The sequence below is a fragment of the Kocuria sp. MNB10 genome, from assembly GCF_054073685.1.
Genome location: NZ_CM133411.1, coordinates 264,817 through 289,573 on the forward strand (window position 1 = coordinate 264,817; position 24,757 = coordinate 289,573).

The window sequence follows — 24,757 nt, forward strand, 5'->3', positions numbered from 1 at the left end:
CGAAAGGAACGCCCGTGACCGTCGAACACACCGTGCGCACGTACTCGTCCAAGGAGGAACTGCCCCGCGAGGAGCAGCTCGCCCACAAGCTCGCGAGCGTCGCGACCGACCCGGTGGCCGTGGAGCCCGAGGTCGTGGACATGGTCATCAACCGGATCATCGACAACGCGTCCGTGGCCGTGGCCTCCCTCAACCGCGGGCCCATCGTCTCCGCGCGCTCGCAGGCCCTGTGCCACCGGGTCGTCGACGGCGGCGGCTTCTCGGGCACCGGCGCGCTGCTCTACGGCGCCCCGGGCGACGACGCCGCGGTCTCCCCCGAGTGGGCCGCGTGGGCCAACGGCGTGGCCGTGCGCGAGTTGGACTACCATGACACGTTCCTGGCCGCGGAGTACTCCCACCCCGGGGACAACATCCCGCCCATCCTGGCCGTCGCGCAGCACGTGGGCAGCTCGGGCGAGGACCTCGTGCGCGCGATCGCCACCGGGTACGAGATCCAGGTGGACCTGGTCAAGGGCATGTGCCTGCACGAGCACAAGATCGACCACATTGCGCACATCGGTCCGTCCGCCGCCGCGGGCATCGGCACGCTGCTCGGCCTGGACACCGAGACCATCTTCCAGGCGATCGGTCAGGCACTGCACACGACCACCCAGACCCGGCAGTCCCGCAAGGGCGAGATCTCCACGTGGAAGGCCCACGCGCCCGCGTTCGCCGGGAAGATGGCGGTCGAGGCCGTGGACCGCGCGATGCGCGGGCAGACCTCCCCGACCCCCATCTACGAGGGCGAGGACGGCGTGATCGCGTGGCTGCTCTCGGGCCCGGAGGCCCGCTACACGGTGCCCCTGCCGGCCCCGGGTGAGCCCAAGCGCGCGATCCTGGACACGTACACCAAGGAGCACTCGGCGGAGTACCAGGCCCAGGCGTGGATCGACCTGGCGCGCAAGCTGCACCGCGAGCACCCGGAGGTCACCGACCCCGCCAACGTGGCCTCGGTGCTCATCAAGTCCTCCCACCACACCCACTACGTGATCGGTTCCGGGGCCAACGACCCCCAGAAGTACGATCCCACGGCGTCGCGTGAGACCCTTGACCACTCGATCCCGTACATCTTCACCGTGGCCCTGCAGGACGGCGCGTGGCACCACGTGGACTCCTACGCCCCCGAGCGTGCGGGCCGCCAGGACACCGTGGAGCTGTGGCACAAGGTCACCACGCAGGAGGACCCGGAGTGGACCCGCCGGTACCACTCCCTGGACATCTCCGAGAAGGCGTTCGGCGGTTCCGTGGAGATCACCCTCACGGACGGCACCGTGATCACGGACCAGATCGCCGTGGCGGACGCCCACCCGCTCGGTGCCCGCCCGTTCGCGCGGGAGCAGTACATCACCAAGTTCCGTACCCTGGCCGAGGGCATCGTGGCCCCGGAGGAGATCGAGCGGTTCCTGGACGCGGTCCAGCGCGTCCCCGAACTGGGTGCCGGGGAGCTCGGGCAGCTGAACATCACGGCCGCCGTGGAGCTGGAGACCTCAGCGAAGGGAATCTTCTGATCATGCTGTACACCACCGTGACCCCCGCCGAGAAGCGCGAACGGTTCCGCGAACTGCTCGCGGCCCCGGAGATCGCCCGTTTCCCCGGAGCGTTCACGCCCCTGTCCACCAAGCTCATCCAAGAGCAGGGCTTCGAGGGCGTCTACATCTCCGGCGGCGTGCTCGCCAACGAACTGGGCCTGCCGGACATCGGTCTCACGACCCTGACCGAGGTGGCCACGCGCGCCGGTCAGATCGCGCGCAGCACGGACCTGCCGTGCCTCGTGGACGCGGACACCGGATTCGGTGAGCCCATGAACGTTGCCCGCACCGTCCAGGAACTCGAGGACGCCGGCCTGGCCGGTTGCCACATCGAGGACCAGTTCAATCCCAAGCGCTGCGGCCACCTGGACGGGAAGAACGTGGTGGACACCGCCACGGCCACCAAGCGGATCAAGGCCGCCGTGGAAGCCCGCCGGGACCCGAACTTCGTGGTCATGGCCCGCACGGACCTGCGCGGTGTGGACGGACTGGATGCCGCGATCGACCGGGCCAAGGCCCTCGCCGACGCCGGCGCGGACGTGATCTTCCCCGAGGCCATGGCGGACCTCTCGGAGTTCGAGCGCATGGCTGAGGCCCTGGACGTGCCGATCCTGGCCAACATGACCGAATTCGGCAAGTCCCAGCTGTTCACCACGCAGCAACTGCACGGTGCAGGGGTGTCCATGATCATCTACCCCGTGTCCCTGCAGCGCCAGGCCCTCGGCGCCATGGAACGCCTGCTCACCACCATCCGGGAGGACGGCACCCAGCAGGCGCAGGTAGAGAACATGCTCACCCGTAAGCGGCTGTACGAACTCGTGGACTACAACGGGTACAACCAGTTCGATTCCGGGGTGTTCAATTTCGAGGTCCCCGAGACCCCGGACGCCTGAACCCCTCTGTTCCCACCACTCCAAGTGTGGTGTGGTGGGAACACTCAGTCCGTGCACGAGCCCGATCGTCGAAGGAGATCACCGTGGCCGATACCGAGATCCACAAAGGACTCGCCGGGGTGGTAGCTGACACCACCGCCGTGTCCAAGGTCAATGCAGAGACCAACTCGCTGCTCTACCGGGGCTACCCGGTGCAGGAACTCGCGCAGAACTGTTCCGCGGAACAGGTGGCGCTGCTGTTGTGGAACGGCGAGCTGCCGTCCGAGGACGAGCTCACCGCGTTCCAAAAGCTCGAGCGTTCCCACCGCGCGCTGACGCCCGAGCTCAAGCGCGTCATCGACGAGCTGCCCACCACGTGCCACCCCATGGACGTGTGCCGCACCGCCGCCTCGGTGATCGGCGCGCAGCACCCGCACGCAGAGGACAACTCCCCCGAGGCGGAGCTGCGCAAGGCCCAGGAACTGTTCGCCGTCATGCCCGCCGTGGTGTGCTACGACCAGCGCCGCCGTCACGGCCAGGACCTCGTGGATCCCCGCGAGGACCTCGATTACTCCCAGAACTTCCTGTGGATGGCCTTCGGCGAGGAACCCGCCCCGGAGGTCGTGGACGCGTTCCGGGTGTCGATCATCCTGTACGCGGAACACTCGTTCAACGCCTCCACCTTCACGGCGCGCGTGATCACCTCCACGCTCGCGGACCTGCACTCGGCAGTGACCGGGGCCATCGGCGCCCTCAAGGGCCCCCTGCACGGCGGTGCCAACGAGGCCGTGATGCACACGTTCGAGGAGCTCGGGATCCGCAAGGACGAATCCGCCGAGGAAGCGGAGAAGCGCGCCAAGGAGTGGATGGACCAGGCGCTCGCGGAGAAGAAGAAGGTCATGGGCTTCGGCCACCGCGTGTACAAGCACGGTGACTCGCGCGTGCCCACCATGCAGGACGCCCTGTTCCGCATGCTTGAGCACTACGACCGGCCCGAGGTCCTCGGGCTCTACAACGGTCTGGCCAAGTCCATGGACGAGGCCAAGTCCATCAAGCCCAACCTGGACTACCCCGCGGGCCCCACGTACTGGCTCATGGGGTTCGATATCCCCGCGTTCACGCCCATCTTCGTGGCCGCGCGGATCGTGGGCTGGACCGCGCACATCATGGAGCAGCGCGCAAACAACTCGCTGATCCGCCCGCTCTCGGACTACAGCGGCCCGGACGAGCGTCACCTGTCCTGAGCTTGGGACACCACGACGGCCCGCCGCCCCTTCACACGTGAGAGGTGGTGGGCCGTCGTCGTCAGTACTTCGGGGCCCGCGGCAGACCCATGTAGGACTCCACCGTCGCGGACTTGTTGTTCTTCACACTCGTGGCCGTGGCGGTGCCCACGTAGCGCAGGTGCCACGGTTCGTAGGCGTACCCGGTGGTTGCGGTGTGCCCGTTGGGGTAGCGCACCACGAACCCGTAGGTGTGCCCGTTCGCGGCGATCCACTTCCCCTGTGGGGTGTTGCCGAAGCACGGGAGCAGACCGCAGGTGGCCCCGGGGGCGCCCACGTCGATCGCGAGGCCGGTCTGATGTTCGGAGTGACCGGCCCGCGCGGAAATGGTGTCGGCGGTGGCCTGTCCGTACAGGGCCGTGTACTCGCGGTAGAGGCGCGCTTGGGTGTCGTAGTCGCGGTACCCGCTCACCGGGACCAGCGTGACCCCCTGTGCGGCCGCGGCACGGCTCATACGCTGGTAGGCCGCTGCAGCGTCGTCCCGTAGCAGGACTCCCCCGCCCACCGAACGTAACGGAGCCGGGGCGTAGGTGCGCGGGGACAGCGGGCGTTTCTTGTTCACGACCACGGACACGCTGCGGGCATCGTCGATGTCCCGGTGCACCCGCGCTCCTCCCTGGGCGGTCCAGGTGATGCGGCCGCGCTGGTAGCGGACCTCGCACGTGCCACCCGTGCAGGTCTCACGCGTCACGGGGTACCCCAGGGCCCCGTGCTCGGAACCCTCCGCGCGCCACTTCGCCAGGATCCCGCCGCGCTGGGCCCGCGCACCGGTCGTGGACGTCCAGTGGATCGTGCCCTTCTGGTACTGCCGATAGCAGCCGCGGTCCCGCAGGCCACAGCGTTCGGCGGACGTGGGCTTGCCCAACCATGCGCCGGGATTCGGCAGGGCGCGGTACTCGTTGTCGATCCCCGCCCCGGCGTGGGCCGGTGCCATGCCGCCCACGAGCAGCAGCGCGGCCAACAGGGCGGTGAGCAGGGCCGGACGACGCATGACGGTTCGCATGAGGCCACAATAGGTGTTGCGCGTGACGCGCGGTCGGCCTATGGGCGAACAGTCGACGACGCCGCTCCCTGCCCCTTGCGGGCCCGGCGCCCACGCGCGGGAGGTCCCGGGCTCCGGGCGGTGCGGCGGGCGACGTCGCCGGCTCGGTGTGCGGGCGGAACGTCACCCACTCCGTGTGCTGCGGCTCCCGACGTGGTCGGCTCAGTGCGCTGCCCCGACGCTGCCGGCTCAGCGCGCTCGCGGGTGGGACGTCGCGTAGACCTCGCGCAGGGACTCCACGGACACGCGCGTGTAGATCTGGGTCGTGGCCAGGGAGGCATGTCCCAGCAGTTCCTGCACAACCCGCAGGTCCGCGCCGCCCTCTAGCAGGTGCGTGGCGAACGAGTGGCGCAGCGTGTGCGGCGTGATCCGCTCCTCCTGGTGGATCGTGCGCGCGGCGTCCTTGACCATGTTCCACGCCGTCTGCCGCGAGATCCGCGTGCCGCGAGCATTGAGGAACACCGCCGGGCTCCCCCGACCGTGCCGCGCCAACTCGGGGCGGGCCCGGACAAGGTAGCGGTCCAGGGCCGCCACGGCGAACGATCCCACGGGCACGAGCCGTTGCTTGGCGCCCTTGCCCGTCACACGGATCAGGGCGAGGTCCTCGTCGTGCAGACCGGCGAGGTCGTCCACGTCCAGTGCGACGGCCTCGGAGATACGCGCGCCCGTGGCGTACAGCAGTTCGAGGAACGCCCGGGCCCGCAGTCCCGCGGGTGTGTCCGGGTCCGGGGCGGCCAGGAGGTTCTCGACCTCCGTGACGCCGATGGCCTTGGGCAGCCACTGCGGCGGCATGGGCGGGCTCACGCGGGACGCCACGTCCGAGTCGACGCTCGACTCCGTGACCCAGAACGCGTGGGCCCCCCGCACCGCCGCGAGCACCCGCGCACTGCTGCGCGCGGACAGCGCCGGGTGGGCGGCGTCGCCCTCGCGGATGCTCCGCACGAACGCCCGCACGTGATCGGCCGTGATGTCCCTGGGCACGCGCACGTGCGCGGCGGTCGCCGTGAGGTGCTGCAGGTAGCGCGCGAGGTCCCGGCGGTACGCGCTCACGGTGTTCGCTGCGAGTCCGCGCTCGACCACGAGGTGGTCCAGGTAACGCGCCACGGCCCGCCGCAGTTCCGGTGCGGCCTCCGCCTCGGTCGTCGAGTCCGACAGCGCCGCACCCGCCCTCGGTCCCCCGTCCACGATCGGCAGTGGTTCGGTGATGGGACCGTGCGACTCGAGGGAGTCGTTCACCCCTCGTGCCGCGGCCGCGAGGTCCATTCGGCGTCCGGTGCGCGCAGCGTGGCCCAGTCCCGGGACCGCGCGATGTGCGTGGCGAGGATGCCGAGCGTGGCCGCAGGGGACGTGATCCGCCCGGCCATGACCGCGGCCACGGCGTCGTCGAGGTCCGCGAAACCAGCCACGATCTCCGCCTCCTCGCCCTCGCGTTCGAACCGCTCGGACTCGGGGACCTCGCTCAGATCACGGGCCAAGAAGATCCGGTTGGCCTCCGCCGAGGAGCCTGGCGAGTTGTCGAAGTCCACGAGCGTGTGCCAGGTCCGGGCCGTGAGATCCGCTTCCTCGCCCAGCTCGCGCTGGGCCGCCTGCAGCGCGGGTTCCCCGGACACGTCGAGCAGCCCCGCTGGGATCTCCCACATCCGCTTGCGCACGGGGTGGCGGTACTGGTTGATGAGCAGGATCCGTTCCTTCTCGTCCAGCACGACCACGGACACCGCCCCCGGGTGCGTGATGAACTCCCGGGTCAGCGGTTCTTCCTGGCCCGCCATGCGGAAGGACTCACTGCACACGTCCCAGATGGCGCCGTCGTAGACGGTCCGCGAATCCGTGACGGTGTGCGGATCCGGGCGATCCGTCAGCTGCTCGGCGGTGATGCTCGTGTACTCCACGGCTCAGCCCTTGGCCTGGACGCCCCGGCGCTCGAGAGCGGCCTTGACGAGACCGTCGAACAGCGGATGTGGACGGGTCGGGCGGGAGGCCAGCTCGGGGTGTGCCTGCGTGGCCACGTAGTAGGGGTGCTCCTCACGGGGCAGCTCCACGAATTCCACGAGCGTGCCCTCCGGGGACGTGCCCGAGATCCGCAGCCCGGCCTCCGAGAGGGCGTCGCGGTACGCGTTGTTGACCTCGTAGCGGTGGCGGTGACGCTCGGAGACCTCCGTGGCACCGTAGGCCTCGGCCACCACGGAACCCTCGGCCAGCGCGGCGGGGTACAGGCCCAGACGCATGGTGCCGCCCAGGTCACCGGCGCCCTCCACGAACTGCTTCTGCTCCTCCATGGTGGCGATCACGGGAGTGTCCGTGTCCGGGTCGAACTCGGTGGAGGAGGCATTGGGCAGGCCCACGACGTCGCGCGCGTACTCGATGACCATGCACTGCAACCCGAGGCACAGCCCCAGGGTGGGCACCTTGTGCTCACGGGACCAGCGCAGGGCGCCGAGCTTGCCCTCGAGCCCACGGATGCCGAAGCCCCCGGGGATCAGGACGGCGTCCACGTCACCGAGTTCGCGCTGGGCGCCCTCTGGGGTGTCACACAGGTCGGAGGCGACCCACTTGATGTGCACGCGGGCGTTGTTCGCGAATCCACCGGCCCGTAGCGCCTCGGACACGGACAGGTACGCGTCCGGGAGGTCGATGTACTTGCCCACGAGCGCGACCGTCACGTGGTGCTCGGGCTCGTGCACCGCGGTGAGCAGCCGGGACCACTGTCGTAGATCGGCGTCCTGGTAGTCCAGACCCAGGTAGTCCAGGATGTAGGTGTCCAGACCCTGGCTGTGCAGGGTGTTGGGAATGTCGTAGATGCTGGGGGCGTCCGCGCACGAGATCACGGCGTCCAGGTCCACGTCGCACGCGGCACCGATCTTGCGCAGCATCGCGTCCGGGACGTCCCGGTCGCAGCGCAGCACGAGGGCGTCGGGCTGGATGCCCAGACCGCGCAGCGAGGCCACGGAGTGCTGGGTGGGCTTGGTCTTGAGCTCACCGGACGGGCCGATGAACGGGATCAGGGACACGTGCAGGTAGAACACATTGCGCCGACCCACGTCCTGGCGCACCTGGCGCGCGGCCTCGATGAAGGGCTGGGACTCGATGTCACCGACCGTGCCGCCGATCTCGGTGATGATGATGTCCGGGGCGTTCTCGTCCTCGGCGCGGCGGCGCATCCGGCGCTTGAGCTCGTCCGTGATGTGCGGGATGACCTGCACGGTGTCACCCAGGTACTCGCCGCGGCGTTCCTTGGCGATCACCGTGGAGTACACCTGACCGGTGGTCACGTTCGCGGAGGCGTCCAGGTTCTCGTCCAGGAAGCGCTCGTAGTGACCGATGTCCAGGTCCGTCTCGGCGCCGTCGTCCGTGACGAAGACCTCACCGTGCTGGAAGGGGTTCATGGTTCCGGGATCCACGTTGAGGTACGGATCCAATTTCTGCATGGTCACGGACAGGCCGCGCGAACGCAGAAGCATCCCGAGTGAGGACGCGGTGAGCCCCTTGCCGAGGGACGAGGCCACACCTCCCGTGACGAAGATCTGTCGGGTCACCTTGCCGTCGTTCTTTTCTGTGCCTGCCTCGTGGGCGGCGTCCTGAACATTCACCACGGGATTCGAGCCTACCATTCGTGTCTCGTCGGGGCGTTGGGGGTCGTCGGTCATGCGGTGGCGTCCCGCATGAGTTCTCGCGCGTGTTCGCGGGCCGCACGGGAGTCCTCGTGGCCCGCGAGCATGCGGGCCAGCTCCACCACGCGTTCCTCGTCCGTGAGCACTTTCACGTCCGAGACGCTCGAGTCCGAGGACTTGGTTACCAGGATGTGCTGATCCGCGAACGCAGCGACCTGGGGAAGGTGGGTCACCACGAGCACCTGCACGTTCTTGGCGAGCATCTTCAGCCGCCGGCCGATCTCTACGGCAGCTTTGCCGCCCACACCGGAATCGACTTCATCGAACACGAACGTAGGCACGGGGTCCACCTCGGAGAGCACCACCTCGAGCGCGAGCATGATGCGCGAGAGCTCACCACCGGAGGCACCCTTGCCCAGCGGGCGGGGTGTGGCCTGCGGGTGGGGCGCGAGCATGAACTCGATCGTGTCCCTACCGTCGTCCGTGAAACGCTCGGAGGGTTCCACCGCCACCACGAGGGACGCGTTGGGCATGGCCAGCGCGCTCAGTTCCTCGCTCACGGCGCCCGCGAGTTTCTTGGCGGCCACCCGTCGCAGCTCCAACAGCCTGGTCGCGTGCTTCACGAGGGCCGCATGCAGGCTCTCGCCCTCCGCGCGCAGTTGTTCCTCGCGTTGGGGGTCCACCACGAGCCCCTCGAGCCGGGTCCGGGCCTCGTCCGCCCAGGACAGCACTTCGTCGATGCTCGCACCGTACTTCTTGGTCAGCGCGCGCAGGGCACTGCGGCGGGCCTCGACCTCGGCGAGCCGCGCGGGGCCGTCCTCGTCCAGACCGCTCGCGTATCCCGAGAGGTCCGCGGCGACGTCGGCGGCGACCACGGTCAGCTCCCGCACCCGGGTGGCCAGGGCCACGAGTTCGGGGTCGGACTCCGCCACGAGGTCGAGCGCCTGGTGCGCGTGGGACAGCAGGGCGACGGCGTTGAGGTCCGGTTCGTCGTCCGCGTCGGATCCGCTCAGGGCCCCGTGGGCGGACAATGCCGCACCGCGCAGGGCCTCGAGGTTAGTGAGCTTCTCGCTCTCCGCGTCCAATTGGGCGTCCTCGCCCGGAACGGGCTCCACGGCGTCGATCTCCTCGAGCGCGGTGGTCAACGCCTGGGCCTGCAGCGCTCGTTCGCGGGAGTTTTCCTTGGCCACGCGCAACGTGGCCACGACCTCCCGGTAGCGCGCGAGTTTGCCGCGGTAGGTGGCGAGCTCCTCGGCAACGTCCGCGCCGGCGTAGTCGTCGAGCGCCGTGCGCTGGGCCGCCGGGGACTTCAGGCGTAGCTGGTCGGACTGCCCGTGGACGGCTACGAGGGTCTCACCGACGGCGCCGAGCGTGCCCACCGGTGCGGAACGGCCGCCCACATGGGCGCGACTGCGCCCCTCGGCCGAGACGGTGCGGGAGAGCAGGACCAGGGACTCCTCGGTGCCATTGACCGTCTCGCTGTCCACCGCACCACCGGATTCCTCCACGAGCGCCACAGCGGCGTGGTCCGACGGCACCCGCACGGTGGCTTCCGCTAGTGCCTTGGTGCTGCCCGAGCGCACGGACCCGGCGTCCGCGCGGTTGCCGAGCAGCATGCCGAGCGCGGTGACCACCATGGTCTTCCCCGCGCCGGTCTCACCCGAGAGGATCGACAACCCGGGGCCCAGTGGCAGGACGGCGTCCGTGATGACGCCGAGGTCGTGGATGTGGATCTCCTCGATCATGACCGGGAGGCCCCGTCCGGTCGGTCGCCGGTCCGCTCACCGGTCGAGGGGCCGCCATCGAGCCAGGGCGCGTCGTTGTGGTGCGGGATCTCCCGGCCCACGCTGAGCTTGAGTTGTTCCTCGTCCTGAGCGACCACCTTGGTGGTGGGCTGCACGACAGACAGGGCCGAGGTAAGGGCCTCGAGCTGTTCCTTGGGCATGGGGCCACGCCATCCGGCGATCGGCAGTTCGAACTTCCTGACGAGGCGTTCGGAGAACGGGGTCGCGTGCATGCGGGCCAGGTTCACGGACTTCTCGGACCGGCGCACCTCGATGCGCGATCCCGGGGGCAGGTCCACGGTTCGCCGTCCGTCGCACCACAGGACACCGCGGGCATCCGTGCGGGTGAGCACCTCCACGGCCATCATGGAGCGCGGGGAGATCACGAGGGGGCGGGAGAACAGGGCATGGGCGGACAGCGGGACCATGAGCAGGGCCTCGACCTCCGGCCAGACCACGGGACCACCCGCGGAGAACGCGTAGGCCGTGGAGCCGGTGGGGGTGGCCATGACCACGCCGTCACACCCGAACGTGGACAGCGGCCTGCGGTCCACCTCCGTGACGACCTCGATCATCTTCTCCCGGTTGCCCTTCTCCACGGAGGCCTCGTTGAGCGCCCACGTGTGCAGGACTTTTCGGCGCTGCTCCCACACGGTGATGTCCAGGGCCATGCGCCGCTCCACCGTGTAGCGACCGTCGACGATGGCCTCCACGGTCTCGCTCAGCCCGGAACGCTCGGACTCGGCGAGGAAGCCCACGTGACCCAGATTGACGCCCAGCAGAGGGGTGTCCACTCCGCGCACCAGTTCCGCCGCGCGCAGGATGGAGCCGTCACCGCCGAGCACCATGACGATCTCGATCTCGCGCAGCGCCACGTCCTCCTCGAGGATCTCCACGGGTGCCATGTCCGACCCGTCCGCACGTAGGGCCTCGAGGTCCGGGCGGCAGAGGACGGGTACGAGCCCGGCGTCGTGCAGTTGTTCGCAGGACTGGCGGGCCGCTTCCTTGGCCTCGTGCCGCCCCGTGTGGGTCATCACCAAGATTTTCCGGCTCACGAGCTGAAGACCATCCTCCTGCGATCGACTCCCACGGTGGGCTGACTCAGCCAACACTACGCGAGCGCCCCGACGCGGTCAGTGCTTCGGGCTGCGGCACCACACGAAGAACTCCACGTTGCCGTCCTGGCCCGGCAGCGGACTGGGCGCCGTGCCGAGGACCTCGAGCCCGACGTCGCGCGCGCACGCCCGTACGCGCTCCACCGCCGCTTCCCGCGCGGCGTCGGACGTCACGACGCCGGTGCGGGACAGCGCGTGCGCCCCCACCTCGAACTGGGGTTTGACCATGAGCAGCAGGTCCCCTCCACGCTCCGTGGCCGCCGCGAGCGCCGGGACCACGAGGGTCAGGGAGATGAAGGAGAGGTCGCACACCGTGAGTTGGGCGGGGCCGCCGATCTCGGCGGAATCCAGGTAGCGCACGTTGAGCCCCTCGTGGACCCGGACGCGGGGGTCCACGCGCAGTTCGGGGACCAATTGGTCGTGCCCCACGTCCACCGCCACGACCTCGCGCGCACCACGGCGCAACAGGACGTCCGTGAACCCTCCGGTGGACGCCCCCGCATCCAGACAGCGCTTGCCCGCGGGGTACACGTCCGGGAACCGTTCGAGCGCGCCGGCCAGTTTGTGCCCGGCGCGGCTCACGTACTCCTCGCCCTCGGCTGCCGCGACCTCGAGCGTAGCCTCCGAGGTGACCACGGCGGAGGGTTTCGTGGCCGCGGACCCGTTCACACTCACGCGCCCGGCCTTGATCAGAGCGGCGGCCACGGTGCGGGACCGGGCGAGACCGCGCGCGGTCAGCGCCCGGTCGAGCCGATCGTTCACGGGTGCTCCCGCTCCCCCGCGGCGTCCGACCCAGGCTCCGTCACGGAGTCGATGAGCCCGGCGGGCAACGAACCCGGAGACGCGTTGAGGATCCGCTCCAGTTCCTCGTGCAGGACCTCGTACGCCGCCGCCTGTTCCGTGACGGGGAGCGCGGCGATGTTTGCTTCACGCGCGAGCACGCGGTCCACGGGGTCCAGGCCGGTGTGCGGGGGCTCGGGGTGTTCCTCGTTCACGCGGGGTCCTGCCACGTCAGCGACGGTTCGTGAGCGACGTCGACGTCGGGATGGGCGGCCCACCACGCGGCGCACGCAGCGCGCCAGCCGTCCAGGCTGTCGCGAGGCGCGGTGACCGTCACGGCGGTGCTGTCGGTCTCCGCGACGGCCTCGCGGCACCGCGCGCGGAACCGGTCGCCGTCGTGCGTGACATCCACCCGGGGATACGGTTCGAACAGCTCACGCAGGTTCCCCAGGAGGTAGGTGGGGCGCTGGGACGTGCACGCAGCGAGCACCGAACGCGGCGAGTCCACCCCCGTGAACACCTCGATCCCGGGCATGCCCGCGTTGTTGGCCCCGAGGATGTCGGTGTCCAGCCGGTCCCCCACGACTGCGGAGTTGCGGGCGCCGACGCGCTCGGCCGCCTCGCGGAAGATGGGGGCCTCGGGTTTGCCCGCGACCACGGGTTCCCGGCCCGACGCCGCGGCAACAGCGGCCACGAGCGTCCCGTTGCCGGGGGCGATCCCCCGTTCCTTGGGGATGGTGCGGTCGGTGTTGGTCGCGCACCACAGCACGGCGTCGTCCGCGAGGGTGAAGGCGGCCTCGGCGAGGTGCTCCCATCCGATGTGCGGGTCGAAGCCCTGCACCACGGCCTCCGGTTGCTCGTCCTGGGAGGTCACGGGGGTCAATCCCACGGCGCGGATCTCGTCCGCGAGCGCCTGTGCCCCCGTGATCAACACTTTCGCCGACCGCGGGAGTCGCTCCGCCAGCAAAGCCGCGGCTGCCTGGGCGGAACTCACCACGTCCTGCGTCCGAGCGGGAGCGCCGAGGGACGAGATGTGCTCGGCCACCGCTTCGGGGGATCGGGATGCGTTGTTGGTCACGTACATCACCGCGCGCCCCGAGTCCTTCACTCGCTTGAGGCTCTCCGGGGCGCCGTCGATCGCGTGCGGTCCCGCGTAGACCACACCGTCCAGATCGCACAGCAAGGCGTCGAACCGTTCGATGAGCGTCGCGTCCTCGCTCCCCTCCTCGCGGGCGGGATCAGTTGCGGTCATGACCGGTGTCCGTCCCGTGCTCGCCGTCGGCGCTCTCGGCGGGTGCGTGGTTGTCGGCTGACGCGTCACCCGGAGCGGCCGCGTCGTCCGACGGCGCTGTCTCCACCCGCGCAGGGGCCGCCTCCTCGTGGGAGTCCGTGCTCACTTCGGGGGCGTCATCACTGGGGCGGTCCGCGCTGTGTCGCTTCTGGGCCTCCCGGACGGTGCGCCGAGCGTCGTCCTCGTCCAGGTCGTCACCCAGGTCCACGATCTCGGGCTCGGAGAACTGGCCCATGCCCAGCGCCGCCTCCGCGACGATGGCCTGGCGATCCCACGACATGGCCTCGCTGTCGCGACCCACCGCGCGCAGGGCGTCCGCGTACGCGCGGAAAAGTTTGGGGCTGTAGGAGAACCCGCGGTTCTTGTCGAGCTGGGGGATCTCGAGCGCCGCGAGCGCGGCCTGTTCGTCACCGGCGTCGGCGTGGATCCCGGACACGACCATGGCGAGCTCGGCCTTGCCCTCGGCGTCCAGCGCATCAGCGGCATCCGAGATGGCCTCTTCCATGGCCTTGTCCACGCGGCCCAGGGCACGCTGGGCGTCCACCATGAGCGGCAGGTGTGCCTGCGAACCGGAGATCCGCCGGTGGGTGCGCAACTCCTTCAGGGCGAGCGCGTAGTCACCGGCCGCATACGCCGCGATCCCGGCAACCTCGCGCACAGCGCCGATCCGCCCCGCCTTACGCACGGCGGCGTTGGCGTGTTCAAGGGCGAATTCGGGATCGTCGTCGAGATAGCGCGCCGCCATCACGAGGTGTTTGGACACCCGCTCGGCATTGCTCGCCTCGAGGGCCTGCAGTTCCCGGCGCACGGTCCGGTCGATCTCCCGACCCGTGACGTCCGCGTCGATGTCCGGGGCCACGAACCGCGGCTGGGCATCTCGGCGGTCATCGCGCTCGGGGCCACGTGCGTCACCGCGCCGGTCGTCACGGTAGTCGCGGCGCTCGTCGCGCGCTCCGAAGCCGCGCCCACCGCCCTGGCGAGCCCGGTCACCACCCCGGCCCGCGAAGCCCCCGTCCCGGCGATCCCGGTCCCCGCGATCATCACGTCGCCCAAAACCACCATCACGACGGTCGTCCCGACGTCCATAGCCGCCCTCACGACGGTCCCGGTCACCACGCTCGTCCCGACGCCCGTAGCCGCCCTCACGACGGTCGTTCCGACGACCGTAGCCGCCCTCACGACGGTCGTTCCGACGACCGTAGCCGCCCCGTTCCTCACCACGAGCGCCGTCGCGCGGACCGCGTCGATCGTCGTCACGGCGGTAGCCGCCTCGCCGGTCATCATTCCTGCGCTCGTCACCGCGCCCGCCGTAACTCCCCGCCCGCTCGTCCCGGCCCCGGTAGCCGCTGCGAGCGTCGTCGCCGGATGAACGGCGTCCGCTGCCGCCTCGGCCGCCGAAACCGTCCCGATCTCCGGGACGGCCCCCCGAGCCCCCGCGGTACGAGGAGCGATCGGAGCCACGGCGATCCGTGCCCCTACGATCGTCGTCGCCCCGGGAGAACCGGCGGTCTCCCCCACCGCGGGATGAACCGCGCTCGTCACGGCCCCACCGGCCGCCGTGGTCACCCCCGCCGCGTCGACGATCGGAACGATCGTGGGAACCGTGCTGTTCAGATTCGCTCAAGGGGTGTCTCCTACTGCGGCCTGCGGCCATGGTGCGGGGGCGGGATCTGGCACCGCCGGATGTTCTCGAAGAGCATTCTACAAACGGTGCGCGGAGCACTCCCAACGCCATGGACGGGCCGGTCGCGGCACTCGAACGGGCCGCGGCGGGATGATCCGCGCGCGGAGTGAACCGCAAGGAGGGTGGGCGCCGTACATAATGAAGCATGCGTTTGAGATCCCTCTCCAAAAACCTGCTTCTGCGGGTCCTCGTGGCCATCGTCCTGGGCGTCGTCTTCGGCCTCTTCTTCCCGGAATGGCTCGCACGGGTGTTCATAACCTTCAACGGCATCTTCAGCCAGTTCCTGGGGTTTCTGATCCCCCTGATCATCGTGGGCCTCGTGACACCGGCCATTGCGGATCTGGGGCGGGGCGCGGGCAAGTGGTTGGCCGTGACGGCGGCCATCGCGTACGGGTCCACCATTTTCGCCGGTCTCCTGGCGTTCCTCGTGGCCAAAGCGAGCTACCCGTGGCTGCTGGGCGGTGACAGGTCCGTCAACGGGCTGGAGAACCCGGAGGACCACGCCCTGAGCGGGTTCTTCGACATCACCATGCCACCCGTGTTCGACGTGATGACAGCTCTCATCCTGGCCTTCTGCATCGGCGTGGGGATCACGTTCGTCAAGGGCAACTCCCTGCACCGCGGGTTCGGGGAGCTGCGCACGATCGTGATGCGGATCGTGGAGAAGATCATCATCCCGCTGTTGCCCGTCTACATCTTCGGCATGTTCCTGAGCCTCACCATGAACGGGCAGATCGTCCTGGTGATCTCCACCTTCCTGCGCGTGGTGATCCTGGCGTTCATCATGACCGTGGTGATCCTGATCATCCAGTACTGCCTGGCGGGCCTCGTGGCCAAGCGCAACCCGTTCGTGATGCTCAAGAACATGCTCCCGGCGTACGCCACGGCGCTGGGCACGTCATCGTCCGCGGCGACCATCCCCGTGACCTTGGAATGCACCAAGCGCAACGGCGTGGACGAGCGCGTCGCCGGGTTCACCATTCCCCTGTGCGCCACGATCCACCTCTCCGGGTCCACCATGAAGATCGTGCTGTTCTCCCTGGCGATCATGACCATCTCGGGGATGCCCATCAACACGTGGCAGTACATCGGGTTCATCCTGCTGCTGGGCGTGACCATGGTCGCCGCGCCCGGTGTCCCCGGCGGCGCGATCATGGCCGCGGTCGGCATCCTGCAGTCCACCCTGGGCTTCGACGAGACCGCCGTGGGGCTCATGATCGCCACCTACGTGGCCATCGACTCGTTCGGCACCGCATGTAATGTCACCGGCGACGGCGCCATCGCCGCCGTCATGGACCGCATGCTCAAGGACAAGAGCGGGCGCCTGCGTGACGCCCCCGCGGAGTCGACCGTCTGACCATCTCGTGCGGGCCTCGCAGCCCGCACCTGCGATCCATGACGACGGCGCGTCGCACTGTGCGACGCGCCGTCGTCATCTCGTGGCCGGGTGCCGGTACGGGTGGCCCGCTCAGGGAACACCCGCTCAGGAGACCCCGGTGATCACGGAGAGTCCCGCCGAGGCGAGGCCGGCGAACAGGACACCCCACAGCACGATCGAGATGCACTGCCAGAAGATGATCTTCCCCTTGGCCACGCCAGCCCCGGCCATCATGGACGAGGTGATCTGACTGGGCAGCACGGCCTGACCCAGGATTGACACCCCGGCCACCCCGTACTTCTCGAACATCCTCACGAAACGCTGCTGACGTTTGCTCGGCTCCTTGCGCTCGTCCCGATTGCGCGTGAAGAACTTCCGGACCCGCTCCGCGAACAGGACCAACAGGGTCATGGAGACGATGTTGCCGATCACGGCGAAGAGCACCGCCATCACGGGATGGATCCCCGCGATGACCCCCACCGCCGAGGCCCCGTAGGACTCGATGAACGGGATCGCCCCGCCCAGCATCAGGAACAGGGCCTGAACGGTCTGCCCCGCGGCCTCCACATTCTCCTGCAACCACTGCATGGCGTTCTTCCTCTCCTCCGGCGGGTGCTTGAGCGCCGCGCTGTGGACGTGTGTTCGGGCTGTCGTGCCCTTCTGCCCACCACTCTTCCGCGCGGGGACCGTTCGCGGCAGTGAGCCCGCGTCACCACCTTGGCCACGGATGTCATCAGCCCACATGACATGTGTCATATCCGGATCACCCGGCCCCTAGGGTGGAGGCATGTCGGCGATCCCTACGTCCGCGCCGGTCCACGGCGCAGAACAGCACGAGCTCGACCTCGCGCGGCAACGCCGGAACATGAGCCTGGTGTGGTGGAGCACCTACCTCACGCTGGTGGGCATCCTGCTCTACGTGTTCTTCCTGAACTTCGCGGCCATTGCGTTCAGGCCATCGGCGGCCGCGTACGTCACGACGGGGATCATCGGCGTGACGAGCCTGCTGTGTTGGGCCGCAGGGCTGTTGCGGATTCGTCGGGGTGTGAGTCGGGCGGCCGTGTTGACTCCTTTCATGGGTGTGGCTGCGATCCTGGGGATTGTGTGCGCCGTTCTCGCGGCGAGCGTCGGCCCCCGAGGGGTTTACGCCGCACTCCCCCTGGCCGTAGTGGTCATGACGGCCGGCCTGCAGCCCGAGCACCGCTGGCGCTGGTTGTTCCTCGTGGCCGCTGCGATCCCGCCCGTGTACCTCTTGGTCTGTTGGGCCATGGGGGTGATGAACCCGACCGCGATGGACGTCGCCATGACCATCCAGTACGCGGGGATCGTCCTGCTCGCCATCCCCTCCTCGTTGTGGGTCTGGGGCGTCATGCTACAGCTGGAGGCCGCTCAGCGCCGTGCCGCGGACCTGGCCATCGCGAACGAGCGGCTGCGCTTCGCGGCGGACCTGCACGACGTCCAGGGACATCACCTGCAGGTCATCAGCCTCACCACGGATCTCGCGGCCCGCCTGCTCGGCAAACAGCAGTACGACGCCGCCCGCGAGCAGGTCCTCGCGGCTCACGCAGGCGCGCAGGAAGCCCTGCGTGACACACGCTCCCTGGTCCAGGGTTATCGGGCTCTTCACAGATGAGGGTGTAGCTGTGGTGCGACCTGGGGCGGCGCGTCGGTGTCGGGGTGAGGGTCGAGGTCTTCCGGTGATGGGAGTTCTCACACAACCCGTCCGGAAGACCTCGACGTGCCTGACGCTACCTTCACGCGCCCTGACCTGACTACCTTCACCCGCCTCGACGGCCTCGGTCTGGAGGTCACCGGCCAGCTGCTCGAGCCTGACCGGTCCGTGCTGGCGTGCCGGGTCGTGGAGCCGGACGACTGGTGCAGGCGGTGCGGCTGCCAGGGCGTGCCCCGTGACACGGTGAGCAGGGAGTTGGCGCACGAGCCGTTCGGGTGGCGCCCTACCACGCTGGTGCTCACCGTGCGCCGCTACCGCTGCAAGGAGTGCTCGCACGTGTGGCGTCAGGACACCACCGCTGCGGCGCCGCCGCGGGCCAAGATCTCCCGCGCCGGCCTGCGGTGGGGTCTGGTCGGGATCGTCGTCGGCCACCTGTCGATGCCCCGAGTTGCCGAAGGACTGGGCGTGGCGTGGAACACCGCCAACGACGCGGTCCTGGCTGAGGGCCGGCGTCTGCTCATCGAGGACCCGACCCGCCTGGACGGTGTCAAGGTCGTCGGGGTCGATGAGCACGTGTGGCGGCACACCCGGCGCGGTGACAAGTACGTCACCGTCGATCATCGACCTCACCCCGGTCCGGGACGGCACCGGGCCCTCACGCCTGCTGGACGTGGTCGAAGGTCGGCCGAAGAAGGCGTTCAAGGACTGGCTGGCCGAGCGGGGCCAGGCTTGGCGCGATGGGATCGAGGTCGTGGCCATGGATGGGTTCGCGGGCTTCAAGACCGCCACCACCGAGGAGCTGCCGGACGCCGTCACGGTTATGGATCCCTTCCACGTCATCCGGTTGGCCGGGGACGCTCTCGATGAGTGCCGCCGCCGAGTCCAGCAGGAACTGCACGGACACCGCGGACGCAAGGGCGACCCGCTCTACACCGCGCGGCGGACCCTGCACACCGGGGCTGACCTGCTCACCGACCGCCAGCACGAGCGCCTTGACAAGCTCTTCGCTGGGGACCGGCACGTGCAAGTCGAGTGCACCTGGGGGATCTACCAGCGCATGATCTCCGCCTACCGTCACCCCGGCCGGGCAGCCGGCCGCGTCGAGATGAGCTCCGTGATCGACGCCCTCGCCGACAGTGTGCCTGAGGCGTTGGTAGAACTGCGCAAGCTCGGCCGCACCCTGACCAGACGCGCCTGCGACGTCCTGGCCTACTTCGACCGGCCACGCACGAGCAACGGACCTACCGAAGCCGTGAACGGTCGCCTCGAGCACCTGCGTGGCCTGGCCCCCGGCTTCCGCAACCTCACCAACTACATCGCCCGCGCACTCCTCGAAGCCGGCGGATTCAGACCACACCTACACCCTGGATCCTGAAGAGCCGGTTATCGCTCCACCACTCTCGTGGACGAGCTCGAGAACGCGTCCTCCGTTCTCGGCGCGGCCGGGATCCACACGGACGTGGACCTGCCCCCGATGCTGCGGACCTGGGCCGGTCGCTCACGACCCTTCCCCGACTGCATCGAGGACGGCCGCGGTGACACCGTCACGAGCAATGTGCTGGGCCTCGTTGTGCGGGAGGGCACGACTAACATCCTGCGGCACTCCCACGCCTCCTCCGCGCGGATCTCGCTGCGTTTGATCTCGTCCACGGGTCGTGACGACGACGCCGCACCCACCGGTCGTGCCGCACGGCGCCGACGCCTGCCGGGCGGGGGCGCTCATCTCGAACTCGTCATCCACAACGACGGCGCGTCCCCGTCCTCGGAATCCACGCCGGACGCCTCCACCGGGAACGGATTGGCGGGGCTGCGTGAACGACTGTCGGCGCTGGGAGGCACGCTCACGTACACCTTCGATCCCGCGCACGCCGGTTTCACCCTGACCGCGCGCGTGCCCATGACAGGAGACGACCATGAATGACGAGCGGATCACGATCCTTCTCGCGGACGACGAGCACCTGATCCGCGGGGCCCTTGCTGCCCTGCTGCGACTCGAGGACGACTTCGACGTGGTGGCCGATGTCGCAGACGGGGCCGAGGCTCTACGGGCAGCTCAGCAGCACTCCCCCACTGTGTGCATCCTGGACCTGGAGATGCCGCCCACGGATGGCGTGGACACGGCGCAACGCATCGTGAGCTCGGTGGACACCCGCATCCTCATGGTCACGCGCCACGCCCGCCCCGGAGTACTGCGCCGCACCCTGTCTGCGGGCGTGTCCGGGTTCCTCCCCAAGTCCACGCCCTCCGAGAAGCTGGCCCAGGTGGTGCGGGACATCGCGGCCGGCAAGCGGTACGTGGATCCGGAAATCGCCGCCAGTGCGCTATCGGGCTCCGCATGTCCTCTGAGTGACCGGGAACTGGGCGTGCTGCGTGAATCCGCACAGCAGCCCACTCTCGCGGACGCGGCTGCGGCCCTGCATCTCGCACCGGGAACCGTCCAGAACTACGTCTCCTCGGCCCTGGCCAAGTTGCACGTGTCCACCCGTCAGGAGGCCGTGCAGCGGGCATGGGACGAGGGATGGATCTGAGAGTGAGAGAGCGTGACGCTGTCAACTCGCATCGGGGTGCGGCAGAAGAACCCGATCCAGTGGTGGCCCGAACGAACCCATCGCCGCTGGCGCCAGGGTGAAGCCCACCGTGGCGTTTACAGTGCACGATCTCCTCGCCCAGCGGGACGTGCAGCGTACCCTTATCCACGGACACTGTCTCGACCTCGCGCACCCTGCCCCGTGGAAGCATCGCCTTGCTGAGCCGAACCTCGCCGCGATGTGGGAGAACTATCGTAAGTGGGATACCGACGGGCGCACTCTATGAACAAAGCCCCCCGAGGAGTATTCCTCGGGGGGCTTTGTGTGCGTTTAGGTGTGTTAAATGGTGGGAGGCCGCGCCCCCTAAGGGGGTGCGGCCTCGACCACTTCTTTCTTTCATGTTAATCCCGGCGGTGTCTTACTCTCCCACACCCTTCCGAGTGCAGTACCATCAGCGCTGTGGGTCTTAGCTACCGGGTTCGGGATGGGACCGGGCGTTTCCCCCACGCTATAACCACCGGAAACCCTGCCACCAACCCCTACACGGTGACTACCAGCAACCATGCGTGGGGTGATGAAACCATGGGGTCCCGTGTTTCGTGGACCAAGCTTTATTATATTACCAACCACTACCCCCAGCCCACCCCACGCACCAGCCTGCGCGGCCGGGTAGGGGTGGGGGGTTGTTGGTGGTCAACCACATGGTGGACGCGAACATCACATTCTTCGAATGAAGGCTATGTGTGTGTAGAAGTCTTCGGTGTATTAGTACCAGTCAGCTCCACGTCTTGCAACGCTTCCACATCTGGCCTATCAACCCAGTCGTCTACTGGGCACCTCACACCCCACAAAGGAGGTCAGGAAATCTTATCTCGGAGCAAGCTTCCCGCTTAGATGCTTTCAGCGGTTATCAATCCCGAACGTAGCTAATCAGCGGTGCTCCTGGCGGAACAACTGACATACCAGAGGTTCGTCCGTCCCGGTCCTCTCGTACTAAGGACAGGCCTCCACAAATTTCCAACGCACGCAGCGGATAGGGACCGAACTGTCTCACGACGTTCTGAACCCAGCTCGCGTACCGCTTTAATGGGCGAACAGCCCAACCCTTGGGACCAACTCCAGCCCCAGGATGCGACGAGCCGACATCGAGGTGCCAAACCATGCCGTCGATATGGACTCTTGGGCAAGATCAGCCTGTTATCCCCGAGGTACCTTTTATCCGTTGAGCGACGGCCATTCCACAATGTACCGCCGGATCACTAGTCCCGACTTTCGTCCCTGCTCGAGCTGTCACTCTCACAGTCAAGCTCCCTTGTGCACTTACACTCAACACCTGATTGCCGACCAGGCTGAGGGAACCTTTGGGCGCCTCCGTTACTCTTTAGGAGGCAACCGCCCCAGTTAAACTACCCATCAGGCACTGTCCCTGACCCGGATCACGGGCCGAAGTTAGATATCCAGAGTGACCAGAGTGGTATTTCAACAACGACTCCACCACCACTAGCGTGACGGCTTCACAGTCTCCCACCTATCCTACACAAGCCACACCGAACACCAATACCAAACTATAGTAAAGGTCTCGGGGTCTTTCCGTCCTGCTGCGCGAAACGAGCATCTTTACTCGTACTGCAATTTCGCCGAGTTCATGGTTGAGACAGTAGGGAAGTCGTTACTCCATTCGTGCAGGTCGGAACTTACCCGACAAGGAATTTCGCTACCTTAGGATGGTTATAGTTACCACCGCCGTTTACTGGGGCTTAAATTCTCCGCTTCAACCCCGAAGGGTTTAACGAGTCCTCTTAACCTTCCAGCACCGGGCAGGAGTCAGTCCGTATACATCGTCTTACGACTTCGCACGGACCTGTGTTTTTGATAAACAGTCGCTTCCCTCTAGCCTCTGCGACCCCGACCAGCTCACACCGCGTGGGTGTTCACCAACCAGGGCCCCCCTTCTCCCGAAGTTACGGGGGCATTTTGCCGAGTTCCTTAACCATGATTCTCTCGAACGCCTTAGTATTCTCTACCTGATCACCTGTGTCGGTTTAGGGTACGGGCGACTAGAACCTCACGTCGATGCTTTTCTTGGCAGCATAGGATCACCGAATTCCCTCACCTAAGAGAGTCCCATCACATCTCAGGCCCATGACCCGCGGATTTACCAACGGGTCGCCCTACATGCTTAGACCAGGACAACCATCGCCTGGCTCGGCTACCTTCCTGCGTCACACCTGTTAACACGTTTACCTCCCCGGATCAGGTCCCACGCTCCCCACACACTCCCGTGACCGTAAACGGCCACGGATCGTGATGGTTCGGGTGGTTAGTATCCCCGGTTCGATAGGGTCGGTTCTTCGTCGGTACGGGAATATCAACCCGTTGTCCATCGACTACGCCTGTCGGCCTCGCCTTAGGTCCCGACTCACCCAGGGCAGATTAGCTTGACCCTGGAACCCTTGATCATCCGGCGGACGGGTTTCTCACCCGTCTATCGCTACTCATGCCTGCATTCTCACTCGTTGAGGTTCCACCACTGGGTCACCCCGCAGCTTCACTACCCCAACGACGCTCCCCTACCCACAACACCACCTCAACCACAAACGGCTCGGCTATACGGTGTCATGCCACAACTTCGGCGGTGTACTTGAGCCCCGCTACATTATCGGCGCGGAATCACTTGACCAGTGAGCTATTACGCACTCTTTCAAGGGTGGCTGCTTCTAAGCCAACCTCCTGGTTGTCTAAGCAACTCCACATCCTTTCCCACTTAGCACACGCTTAGGGGCCTTAGTTGATGGTCTGGGCTGTTTCCCTTTCGACTATGAAGCTTATCCCCCACAGTCTCACTGCCACGCTTACACTTCACCGGCATTCGGAGTTTGGTTGACGTCAGTAACCTTGTAGGGCCCATCAGCCATCCAGTAGCTCTACCTCCGGGAAGCAACACGCAACGCTGCACCTAAATGCATTTCGGGGAGAACCAGCTATCACGGAGTTTGATTGGCCTTTCACCCCTACCCACAGCTCATCCCCTCCATTTTCAACTGAAGTGGGTTCGGTCCTCCACGCGCTCTTACACGCGCTTCAACCTGGCCATGGGTAGATCACCCCGCTTCGGGTCTAGATCACGCCACTACACAACGCCCTATTCAGACTCGCTTTCGCTACGACTACCCCACACGGGTTAATCTCGCGACGTAACACTAACTCGCAGGCTCATTCTTCAAAAGGCACGCTGTCACCCCAAAAGGCTCCAACGGCTTGTAAGCACACGGTTTCAGGTACTATTTCACTCCCCTCCCGGGGTACTTTTCACCATTCCCTCACGGTACTGATCCGCTATCGGTCATCAGGAAGTATTCAGGCTTACCAGGTGGTCCTGGCAGATTCACACGAGATTTCACGGGCCCCGTGCTACTCGGGAACAACGTCACACCACGCACACCACGGTTTCGTCTACGGGACTCACACCCCCTACGGTCTGGCACTCACCACCAGTTCGACTACCACAGCGCCACAGCGCCCGGGGTGGCGACCCCGAGAACAACGCATCCCACAACCCCGATCATGCAACCCTCGCCAGGTATCACACACAACCGGTTTAGCCACCATCCGCTTTCGCTCGCCACTACTCACGGAATCACTATTGTTTTCTCTTCCTATGGGTACTGAGATGTTTCACTTCCCCACGTTCCTCCTCGCACCCTATGAATTCAGATACGAGTGACCACGCATGATACGCAGCCGGGTTACCCCATTCGGAGACCCTCGGATCACAGCTCGTTTATCAGCTCCCCGAGGCTTATCGCAGATTTCCACGTCCTTCATCAGCTCCTGATGCCAAGGCATCCACCGTGTGCCCGTAACAACTTCTACGCCACACAACACAAAACAATCATCAAAGAACACACCACACACACCCACCACACCACCACAACCAGGAATCTAAAAAACCCCTTGACCGTGATCATCGTGTGACCAGATGCACGCGGCGTCAAAGATGCTCGCGTCCACTATGTAGTTGACAAACAACAACCCACCAACACCACACACCCACCACAATGGATGCGTCAGTGCCCCAGGAAACCAACCAACGTAACTTGTTGATCGACAACCCAACAATGTGCCACCACGAACCCCCACACACACCACCAC

Annotated in this window: 19 protein-coding genes, 2 rRNA genes and 1 pseudogene; 9 read left to right on the forward strand and 13 right to left on the reverse strand. The window is 67.1% G+C overall.

From position 1 onward, the window contains the following. Positions 1-14: 14 nt before the first annotated feature. From ACW9PK_RS01145 to ACW9PK_RS01155, 3 genes are all read left to right on the forward strand, one after another. Positions 15-1,547: an MmgE/PrpD family protein gene (locus tag ACW9PK_RS01145; protein WP_457016270.1), complete on the forward strand. Its 1,533-nt coding sequence runs from the start codon at positions 15-17 to the stop codon at positions 1,545-1,547. Positions 1,548-1,549: 2 nt separating this feature from the next. After that, positions 1,550-2,461, forward strand: coding sequence for a methylisocitrate lyase (prpB, locus tag ACW9PK_RS01150; protein WP_064845376.1), 912 nt, complete (start codon positions 1,550-1,552; stop codon positions 2,459-2,461). Between the two features lie 83 nt (positions 2,462-2,544). Next, positions 2,545-3,684 (forward strand): bifunctional 2-methylcitrate synthase/citrate synthase, encoded by a 1,140-nt coding sequence (locus ACW9PK_RS01155; RefSeq protein WP_144996955.1) that lies wholly within the window; start codon positions 2,545-2,547, stop codon positions 3,682-3,684. Between the two features lie 61 nt (positions 3,685-3,745). On the opposite strand, the gene ACW9PK_RS01160 is transcribed toward ACW9PK_RS01155, so the two are convergent. The 10 genes from ACW9PK_RS01160 to ACW9PK_RS01205 form a co-directional block, all read right to left on the reverse strand. Continuing rightward, a complete protein-coding gene (locus ACW9PK_RS01160; protein WP_457016271.1) occupies positions 3,746-4,726 on the reverse strand; it encodes a D-alanyl-D-alanine carboxypeptidase family protein in 981 nt (326 codons plus the stop codon). Positions 4,727-4,954: 228 nt separating this feature from the next. Beyond that, positions 4,955-5,869: a site-specific tyrosine recombinase XerD gene (locus ACW9PK_RS01165; protein WP_457017138.1), complete on the reverse strand. Its 915-nt coding sequence runs from the start codon at positions 5,867-5,869 to the stop codon at positions 4,955-4,957. 128 nt (positions 5,870-5,997) lie between these two features. Continuing rightward, a complete protein-coding gene (locus ACW9PK_RS01170) occupies positions 5,998-6,654 on the reverse strand; it encodes an NUDIX hydrolase (protein ID WP_318545822.1) in 657 nt (218 codons plus the stop codon). Between the two features lie 3 nt (positions 6,655-6,657). Then, complete coding sequence (locus ACW9PK_RS01175; RefSeq protein ID WP_457017140.1) at positions 6,658-8,373, reverse strand: CTP synthase; 1,716 nt, start codon at positions 8,371-8,373, stop codon at positions 6,658-6,660. A gap of 32 nt (positions 8,374-8,405) precedes the next feature. Next, positions 8,406-10,118, reverse strand: coding sequence for a DNA repair protein RecN (recN, locus tag ACW9PK_RS01180; protein WP_085105865.1), 1,713 nt, complete (start codon positions 10,116-10,118; stop codon positions 8,406-8,408). Next, a complete protein-coding gene (locus tag ACW9PK_RS01185) occupies positions 10,115-11,212 on the reverse strand; it encodes an NAD kinase (protein ID WP_085105864.1) in 1,098 nt (365 codons plus the stop codon). The genes recN and ACW9PK_RS01185 overlap by 4 nt, the downstream gene beginning before the upstream one ends. Before the next feature lie 78 nt (positions 11,213-11,290). Further along, the gene (locus tag ACW9PK_RS01190; protein ID WP_368844973.1) at positions 11,291-12,034 is read right to left on the reverse strand and encodes a TlyA family RNA methyltransferase; all 744 of its coding nucleotides are present in this window, start codon (positions 12,032-12,034) and stop codon (positions 11,291-11,293) included. Next, entirely contained in the window at positions 12,031-12,267 is a 237-nt protein-coding gene (locus ACW9PK_RS01195; RefSeq protein ID WP_064845384.1) for a hypothetical protein, read from the reverse strand. The genes ACW9PK_RS01190 and ACW9PK_RS01195 overlap by 4 nt, the downstream gene beginning before the upstream one ends. Beyond that, on the reverse strand, positions 12,264-13,304 hold the full coding sequence (locus tag ACW9PK_RS01200) for an HAD-IIA family hydrolase (RefSeq protein ID WP_457016272.1): 1,041 nt from the start codon (positions 13,302-13,304) through the stop codon (positions 12,264-12,266). The genes ACW9PK_RS01195 and ACW9PK_RS01200 overlap by 4 nt, the downstream gene beginning before the upstream one ends. Then, entirely contained in the window at positions 13,291-14,088 is a 798-nt protein-coding gene (locus ACW9PK_RS01205; RefSeq protein ID WP_457016273.1) for a hypothetical protein, read from the reverse strand. Before ACW9PK_RS01205 ends, ACW9PK_RS01200 begins: the two co-directional genes overlap by 14 nt. Here ACW9PK_RS01205 and ACW9PK_RS01210 point away from each other — a divergent pair. Continuing rightward, a complete protein-coding gene (locus ACW9PK_RS01210) occupies positions 14,041-14,712 on the forward strand; it encodes a hypothetical protein (protein WP_457016274.1) in 672 nt (223 codons plus the stop codon). The two genes, ACW9PK_RS01205 and ACW9PK_RS01210, sit on opposite strands and share 48 nt — an antisense overlap. 460 nt (positions 14,713-15,172) lie before the next feature. Beyond that, positions 15,173-16,384: a dicarboxylate/amino acid:cation symporter gene (locus tag ACW9PK_RS01215; RefSeq protein WP_144932299.1), complete on the forward strand. Its 1,212-nt coding sequence runs from the start codon at positions 15,173-15,175 to the stop codon at positions 16,382-16,384. A 126-nt stretch (positions 16,385-16,510) separates the two neighbouring features. Here ACW9PK_RS01215 and ACW9PK_RS01220 read toward each other — a convergent pair whose 3' ends face one another. Continuing rightward, positions 16,511-16,993, reverse strand: a complete 483-nt coding sequence (locus ACW9PK_RS01220; protein WP_098055181.1) for a small multi-drug export protein — start codon at positions 16,991-16,993, stop codon at positions 16,511-16,513. 199 nt (positions 16,994-17,192) lie between these two features. Between ACW9PK_RS01220 and ACW9PK_RS01225 the strand changes: the two genes are divergently transcribed. From ACW9PK_RS01225 to ACW9PK_RS01240, 4 genes and pseudogenes are all read left to right on the forward strand, one after another. Beyond that, complete coding sequence (locus tag ACW9PK_RS01225; protein WP_457016275.1) at positions 17,193-18,038, forward strand: histidine kinase; 846 nt, start codon at positions 17,193-17,195, stop codon at positions 18,036-18,038. A gap of 105 nt (positions 18,039-18,143) precedes the next feature. Next, positions 18,144-19,452, forward strand: a pseudogene (locus ACW9PK_RS01230) (ISL3 family transposase). Positions 19,453-19,479: 27 nt separating this feature from the next. Continuing rightward, positions 19,480-19,998 carry a hypothetical protein gene (locus ACW9PK_RS01235; protein WP_457016276.1) on the forward strand — a complete coding sequence of 173 codons (519 nt, stop codon included), beginning with the start codon at positions 19,480-19,482 and terminating at the stop codon, positions 19,996-19,998. After that, on the forward strand, positions 19,991-20,605 hold the full coding sequence (locus tag ACW9PK_RS01240; RefSeq protein WP_457016277.1) for a response regulator: 615 nt from the start codon (positions 19,991-19,993) through the stop codon (positions 20,603-20,605). The genes ACW9PK_RS01235 and ACW9PK_RS01240 overlap by 8 nt, the downstream gene beginning before the upstream one ends. 405 nt (positions 20,606-21,010) lie before the next feature. On the opposite strand, the gene rrf is transcribed toward ACW9PK_RS01240, so the two are convergent. After that, positions 21,011-21,127: ribosomal RNA gene (rrf, locus tag ACW9PK_RS01245) — 5S ribosomal RNA — on the reverse strand. A gap of 223 nt (positions 21,128-21,350) precedes the next feature. Then, a 23S ribosomal RNA gene (locus ACW9PK_RS01250) occupies positions 21,351-24,478 on the reverse strand. Positions 24,479-24,757 lie beyond the last annotated feature (279 nt).

What these genes read in the sequence shown, in the direction of transcription:
- prpB (WP_064845376.1), top strand. Translation starts at nt 1,550, where the DNA reads ATGCTGTACACCACCGTGACCCCCGCCGAGAAGCGCGAACGGTTCCGC.
- ACW9PK_RS01160 (WP_457016271.1), bottom strand. Translation starts at nt 4,726, where the DNA reads ATGCGAACCGTCATGCGTCGTCCGGCCCTGCTCACCGCCCTGTTGGCC.
- ACW9PK_RS01175 (WP_457017140.1), bottom strand. Translation starts at nt 8,373, where the DNA reads ATGGTAGGCTCGAATCCCGTGGTGAATGTTCAGGACGCCGCCCACGAG.
- recN (WP_085105865.1), bottom strand. Translation starts at nt 10,118, where the DNA reads ATGATCGAGGAGATCCACATCCACGACCTCGGCGTCATCACGGACGCC.
- ACW9PK_RS01200 (WP_457016272.1), bottom strand. Translation starts at nt 13,304, where the DNA reads ATGACCGCAACTGATCCCGCCCGCGAGGAGGGGAGCGAGGACGCGACG.
- ACW9PK_RS01205 (WP_457016273.1), bottom strand. Translation starts at nt 14,088, where the DNA reads ATGGCGGCGCGCTATCTCGACGACGATCCCGAATTCGCCCTTGAACAC.
- ACW9PK_RS01215 (WP_144932299.1), top strand. Translation starts at nt 15,173, where the DNA reads ATGCGTTTGAGATCCCTCTCCAAAAACCTGCTTCTGCGGGTCCTCGTG.
- ACW9PK_RS01220 (WP_098055181.1), bottom strand. Translation starts at nt 16,993, where the DNA reads ATGCAGTGGTTGCAGGAGAATGTGGAGGCCGCGGGGCAGACCGTTCAG.
- ACW9PK_RS01225 (WP_457016275.1), top strand. Translation starts at nt 17,193, where the DNA reads ATGTCGGCGATCCCTACGTCCGCGCCGGTCCACGGCGCAGAACAGCAC.
- ACW9PK_RS01240 (WP_457016277.1), top strand. Translation starts at nt 19,991, where the DNA reads ATGAATGACGAGCGGATCACGATCCTTCTCGCGGACGACGAGCACCTG.